Origin of the sequence: Paenibacillus sp. IHBB 3054, from assembly GCF_051594305.1 — a bacterium.
In the GTDB taxonomy this organism is placed as follows: Bacteria; Bacillota; Bacilli; order Paenibacillales; family Paenibacillaceae; genus Paenibacillus_AQ.
The window spans coordinates 1-1,225 of sequence record NZ_JBOFBG010000116.1 but is presented as its reverse complement, the minus strand read 5'-3'; the positions used below and the strand labels follow the sequence as shown (position 1 = coordinate 1,225).

Below are 1,225 nucleotides of genomic sequence, written 5' to 3'. Positions count from 1 at the left end.
CTAGTACAGCATCAGATTAAAAATAGTTAACTTTTGGTAGATATGATATAGTCGAGAGAAAAAGAGGTATCGGCAATGAAACTACGTGAATATGCAGTTTGCTTAACTCCAGATCAACAGAAAGAATTACAAGAGGTGTGCTCCAAAGGAAAAGTGGCTGCACGTTCACTCCGGCGAGCACAAATTCTGTTGTGGGCAGACGACAATCGAGCGGGCGGCAAGCTTTCGGATATTACCATTGCGGAGCAACTACACATCCACACGAACACGGTATATTTGGTCCGCAAGACCTTTGTGGAGAAGGGATTACAGGCTGCAGTTATACGAAAAAAAAGACTGACACCACCGAATCCTCCAAAGGTCACCGGCGAACTCGAGGCAAAAATCATCGCGCTAAGTTGCAGCACTCCGCCCGCTGGAAGAAGTCGGTGGACGCTTCGTCTTTTGGCAGACAAGACCGTTGAACTGGGTTACATTGATAGCATTTCGTATGACACGGTAGACCGCATTTTAAAAAAACGAACTCAAACCTCATCTTCGTAAGTGTTGGTGCATTCCACCGAAGCAGAATGCGGCGTTTGTGGCTGCCATGGAAGACGTGCTTGAGGTCTACCAGTTGCCCTACGACAGCGAATGTCCTGTGATTTGCATGGATGAAAAACCGTTCCAACTGCTGGATGACGCTCGAAAACCGATTCCGATGAAGCCCGCCAAACCGCTGCGTGAAGACTCCGAATACGTACGTCATGGGACCTGCAGTATCTTTATCTTCACGGAGCCGCTTGCGGACTGGCGACACGTTAGCATTCGTCCACGCCGCACAAAAATCGAATGGGCGGAGCAAGTTCGGGAAGTGTTAGACGTACATTACCCGAATGCACCTAAAATTCGTTTAGTGATGGATAATTTAAACACGCATTCGATCGCCTCGTTGTATGAAGCCTTTGAACCGGAAACGGCTTTACGTTTAGCCAAACGGCTCGAAATCCATTACACCCCCAAACATGGCAGTTGGCTGAATATTGCTGAAATTGAGCTGAGCGTAATGACGCGTCAATGTTTAGCACGACGGATTCCGTCCATGGATGAATTAGCAACCGAACTGACCGAGTGGGAATGTACTCGGAACGCTTCTCAAAAAGGTGTGGACTGGCAATTCACTACTGAAGATGCGCGGATAAAACTTAAAAGGCTTTATCCACAATTTAAAGACTGATGCTGTACT

General features: G+C 47.3%; 1 protein-coding gene. It reads left to right on the top strand.

Going from position 1 to position 1,225, the window contains the following annotated elements; all coding sequences use genetic code 11:
- Nucleotides 1–75 precede the first annotated feature (75 nt).
- A protein-coding gene (locus ACQ76X_RS35930; RefSeq protein WP_438498669.1) for an IS630 family transposase occupies nucleotides 76–1,216 on the top strand; the annotation gives its coding sequence in 2 pieces (ribosomal slippage) (nucleotides 76–515 and nucleotides 514–1,216; 1,143 coding nt in all).
- Nucleotides 1,217–1,225: the final 9 nt, after the last annotated feature.